This is a genomic window from Fulvivirga lutimaris (assembly GCF_009711525.1).
In the GTDB taxonomy this organism is placed as follows: Bacteria; Bacteroidota; Bacteroidia; order Cytophagales; family Cyclobacteriaceae; genus Fulvivirga; species Fulvivirga lutimaris.
The window spans coordinates 1-5,000 of sequence record NZ_SMLV01000251.1; the positions used below are offsets into that span (position 1 = coordinate 1).

Consider the following 5,000-nt stretch of genomic DNA (forward strand, 5'->3'; position numbering starts at 1 on the left):
AAAAATCAGGAATATAAAAAACTTATTCTCATTAATTAAGTAAATTTGTTGGCTAAACAACTTCTAATGAAAAGACTGTTTAAACTTTTAATAATTGTTGTTATAACAGTATCGCACACTTCTGTTTCTGCCCAGTTAGGACAGGATTCAACAAGAAGAGTAATCACGACAGCGGTACCTTTTTTGACCATTACCCCAGATGCTAGAGCAGGTGGTATGGGAGATGCTGGTGTTGCTACTTCTGCAGACGCAAACTCAGTTCACTGGAATCCTGCAAAGCTTGTCTTTATAAATAATGATGTTGGTTTCTCGCTGTCATATACTCCATGGTTAGGAAAGATCATAAATGATATGTCAGTGAATTATTTATCTGGTTACTACAAGTTTGCAAAGGAACAGGCAGTTGCAGTTTCTATGAAGTATTTTGACTTAGGAGAAATTTTCTTTACCGACAATGACGGAAATAGTACTGGAGACTTTAATCCCAGAGAAGTAGCAGTAGATGCAACATATAGCAGAATGTTATCTCAGAAATTAAGTGTAGGAATCACAGCTAGATATATTCATTCTAATTTGACTGGTAACTTCACCTCATCAAACCCAACGAGTGGAGCTGACGCTAAACCAGGTAACAGCATGGCAGCTGATATAGCGGTTTTTTACTCTAAAGATTTACTACTTAGTGGGACTAACTCTAACTTGGCACTAGGTGCAGTTATTTCAAACATAGGTTCTAAATTGACTTATAGTGATGAGAATAACAGGGATTTTATCCCTACTAATCTCAGGTTAGGTTCAGCTTTCACAACCAATCTGGATCCTTATAATAAACTGACATTTGCTCTTGATTTAAATAAACTCTTAGTACCTAGTCCTCAATTTGATAATAGCGAAAATGATAAGTCGCTTTTAGGTGGAATCTTTGGTTCATTCTCTGATGCAGAAGATGGTGCATCTGAAGAGCTTAAAGAAGTCACAATATCATCAGGTGCTGAATATTGGTATAATGATACTTTCGCTGCAAGGCTTGGCTACTTTATGGAGTCAGATGAAAAAGGTAACAGACAATATTTAACTATGGGTTTAGGCTTTAGATACCAAGTCTTTGGTATTGACTTCGCTTATCTTGTACCTAGCGAGCAAGAGCACCCATTAGCTGAAACATTAAGATTCTCTATTCTATTCAATTTTGATAAGAATAAAAGAGAAGAAGACTCAGTTACTGATTAATATGCTGGATAGGAAAACCCCTCCTGTTCATTTTCAATTTCCGGATATATCAATTCCAGAACCACAGACCTCCTATTTAGAAAATGGACTGCCAATACACATTTTTAATAGTACTTCGCAGCCAGTAGTTAAACTAGAGATTATATTAAGAAATGCGGGGAGTAAAACCGATCTTAACATTGGCACAAGTTTCCTTATCAGTAAGACCCTCCAGTCGGGCACAAAAAGTTACACAGCTCAAGAGATAACAAATCAGCTGGCAGAGAAAGGGGCGTTTTTAGAGGTAAACTCTTCATTTGACTACTCAATAGTCACGGTTTATTCTCTTACTAAACACCTACAATCGCTGCTCCCTCTGATCTATGAGATTATCTATCTTCCCAAGTTTCCTAAAACTGAGATAGAACTTCAAAAAAGAATCTTAATAAGTGGTTTAAAAACCCAAAACAAAAAGACTAGTGTTATTGCCAGCAAGAATTTCAGGCAGTCAGTCCTGGGCTCTAATAACCCGTACGGCAAAATCATTACCGAAAGCAGTCTAGACTCTTTAACTGCAAGTGAATTGTCCGTAGCACATGAAAATTATACTTCAAATATTGAAATAATTATCAATGGAAATATTTCTTCAGACCTAAAAATGGGTATTGAAAAGTATTTCGGATCAACTGCCTATAGTCCCAATTTCACTACTCCACTAAACTTAGATGGTCACCCCAATCAAGAAGGTTTAGTTAGTCATTATCCATTAGAGAATTCAATTCAAACTTCAATCAGAATTGGAAAAAGGACCTTGTTGAAGTCAGATCCTGAGTATCACCACCTTTTAATAACAAACCATTTACTTGGTGGTTATTTTGGCTCTAGACTTATGAGTAACATACGTGAGGAAAAAGGTCTAACATATGGAATTTATTCCAATATCGTCTCTTTTAATGATGCAGCCTACTTTGTAATTGGTTCAGATGTAAATGGCAAGGATAAAGAACTAGCAATCGAGGAAATAACGAAAGAAATAGACAAACTTAAAAGTGGATTAATATTTAGTGATGAGCTTTTACTTGTAAAAAATCATCTACTTGGTTCTTTTCAGTCAGATTTAAGCTCACCCCTTTCCTTAAGTGATAAATTCAAAAGCATTCATTTATCAGGCCTCACCTATCAATACTATTACAATTATCTTGATGTCATCAAGCAAATATCAGAGCAAGATATCATTGATATAAGTTCAAAATATCTAAACTCAAACAACCTCTACGGCATAACTGCAGGTGCCTAAAACACTTAAAAGGAATAGCGCCGTTCCTATAATTGTACATGGTCAACGCTGTAATTCTAAAAAAGTGTATATAAACAAAAAACCCTTTCCAGTAATACTGAAAAGGGTTTTAAAATAAAAGCTGGCAACGACCTACTCTCCCACATGTTATTGCAGTACCATCGGCGCTGATGGGCTTAACTTCTCTGTTCGGAATGGGAAGAGGTGGACACCATCGCAATAGTCACCATAAAGTCTACCATAGTCATTTACCATGGATTTAATATCGTTGACATATTGTTGTGAAAGAATTGGCTCATAATAGAGGGCATAGCCCTAGAGAAAGCTTACAGGTAATTAGTACTACTCAGCTTTGACATTTCTGTCTTTACACCTGTAGCCTATCAACGTCATCGTCTATAACGTCCTTTAAAAGAAGTCTCATCTTGAAGTGGGTTTCGCGCTTAGATGCTTTCAGCGCTTATCCCTTCCCAACATAGCTACCCGGCGGTGCAGCTGGCACCACAACCGGTACACCAGAGGTTAGTCCAACCCGGTCCTCTCGTACTAAGGTCAGATCTTCTCAAACTTCTTGCGCCCACAACAGATAGGGACCGAACTGTCTCACGACGTTCTGAACCCAGCTCGCGTGCCACTTTAATGGGCGAACAGCCCAACCCTTGGGACCTTCTCCAGCCCCAGGATGTGACGAGCCGACATCGAGGTGCCAAACCTCCCCGTCGATGTGAGCTCTTGGGGGAGATCAGCCTGTTATCCCCAGAGTACCTTTTATCCTTTGAGCGATGGCCCTTCCATACGGAACCACCGGATCACTATATCCGTCTTTCGACCCTGATCGACTTGTAGGTCTCACAGTCAAGCACCCTTATGCTATTGCACTCTGCGCACGATTACCAACCGTACTGAGGGTACCTTTGAAAGCCTCCGTTACTCTTTTGGAGGCGACCACCCCAGTCAAACTACCCACCAAACAATGTCTCCCTTAAAGGGATTAGGCATCACGTAAATAAAGGGTGGTATTTCAACAACGACTCCACGACACCTAGCGGCACCGCTTCAAAGTCTCCCACCTATCCTACACATTATTTACACAATGTCAATGTTAAGCTATAGTAAAGGTTCATGGGGTCTTTCCGTCCCGTTGCGGGTACGCGGCATCTTCACCGCGACTACAATTTCACCGAGCTCATGGCCGAGACAGTACCCAGATCGTTGCACCATTCGTGCAGGTCGGAACTTACCCGACAAGGAATTTCGCTACCTTAGGACCGTTATAGTTACGGCCGCCGTTTACTGGGGCTTCAGTTCAATGCTTCTCCCCGAAGGAATAACATCCCCCCTTAACCTTCCAGCACCGGGCAGGTGTCAGGCCTTATACATCATCTTTCGATTTCGCAAAGCCATGTGTTTTTGCTAAACAGTCGCCTGGGTCTTTTCACTGCGGCTTCTCACCCGAAGGTGAGGAAGCGCCCCTTCTCCCGAAGTTACAGGGCCATTTTGCCTAGTTCCTTAGCCATGAATCACTCGAGCACCTTAGGATTCTCTCCTTGACTACCTGTGTCGGTTTACGGTACGGGTACCATTAACATTACTTAGAAGTTTTTCTTGGAAGCCTGATTAGGGCCACTATCCGCGCTCCCGAAGGATTGCGGTACTATCAGGTTCAGCTAGATCTGCGGATTTGCCTACAGTTCTAATACCTACACCCTTTAACGTACTATTCCGTCAGTACGCGAGCCTTTCACTTCTCCGTCACTCCATCGCTGTTAACGGTAGTATTGGAATATTAACCAATTGTCCATCGACTACCCCCTTCGGGTTCGCCTTAGGTCCCGACTAACCCTGATCCGATTAGCGTTGATCAGGAAACCTTAGTCTATCGGTGGGCGGGTTTCTCACCCGCCTTATCGTTACTTATGCCTACATTTGCTTTTCTATCCGCTCCACCATGAGTTACCTCACAGCTTCGCTGCTGATAGAATGCTCCCCTACCCAGAATAAATTCTGCCAAAGCTTCGGTACTATACTTAATGCCCGATTATCATCGATGCCCTATCGCTCGACCAGTGAGCTGTTACGCACTCTTTAAAGGAATGGCTGCTTCCAAGCCAACCTCCTGGCTGTCTCGGCAATTGGACCACCTTAGTTCAACTTAGTATAGATTTGGGGACCTTAGCTGTTGGTCCGGGTTCTTTCCCTCTCGGACAAGGACCTTAGCACCCTTGCCCTCACTGCAGAGTATATCTAATAGCATTCGGAGTTCATCAGGATTTGGTAGGATGTGACTCCCCCTAGTCCTATTGGTAGCTCTACCTCTATTAGACTTAACCTCCACGCTGCTCCTAAAAGCATTTCGGGGAGTACGAGCTATTTCTCAGTTTGATTGGCCTTTCACCCCTACCCACAACTCATCCAAAAACTTTTCAACGTTTACTGGTTCGGTCCTCCAGTGCGTGTTACCGCACCTTCAACCTGGTCATGGGTAGATCACAAA

The 5,000-nt window shown here is 42.0% G+C and carries 2 protein-coding genes and 2 rRNA genes (1 of these 4 running past the window's edge); 2 read left to right on the forward strand and 2 right to left on the reverse strand.

The genetic code is table 11. The annotated features are described in order from the left end of the window. The first annotated feature begins 66 nt into the window (after window positions 1–66). Both porV and E1140_RS03400 read left to right on the forward strand, forming a co-directional pair. Window positions 67–1,230 carry a type IX secretion system outer membrane channel protein PorV gene (gene porV, locus E1140_RS03395; RefSeq protein WP_155179050.1) on the forward strand — a complete coding sequence of 388 codons (1,164 nt, stop codon included), beginning with the start codon at window positions 67–69 and terminating at the stop codon, window positions 1,228–1,230. After that, the gene (locus E1140_RS03400; RefSeq protein WP_155179052.1) at window positions 1,190–2,506 is read left to right on the forward strand and encodes a M16 family metallopeptidase; all 1,317 of its coding nucleotides are present in this window, start codon (window positions 1,190–1,192) and stop codon (window positions 2,504–2,506) included. The genes porV and E1140_RS03400 overlap by 41 nt, the downstream gene beginning before the upstream one ends. A 119-nt stretch (window positions 2,507–2,625) precedes the next feature. On the opposite strand, the gene rrf is transcribed toward E1140_RS03400, so the two are convergent. After that, window positions 2,626–2,737: ribosomal RNA gene (rrf, locus tag E1140_RS03405) — 5S ribosomal RNA — on the reverse strand. Between the two features lie 85 nt (window positions 2,738–2,822). Next, a 23S ribosomal RNA gene (locus E1140_RS03410) occupies window positions 2,823–5,000 on the reverse strand; it runs 707 nt beyond the window's last position.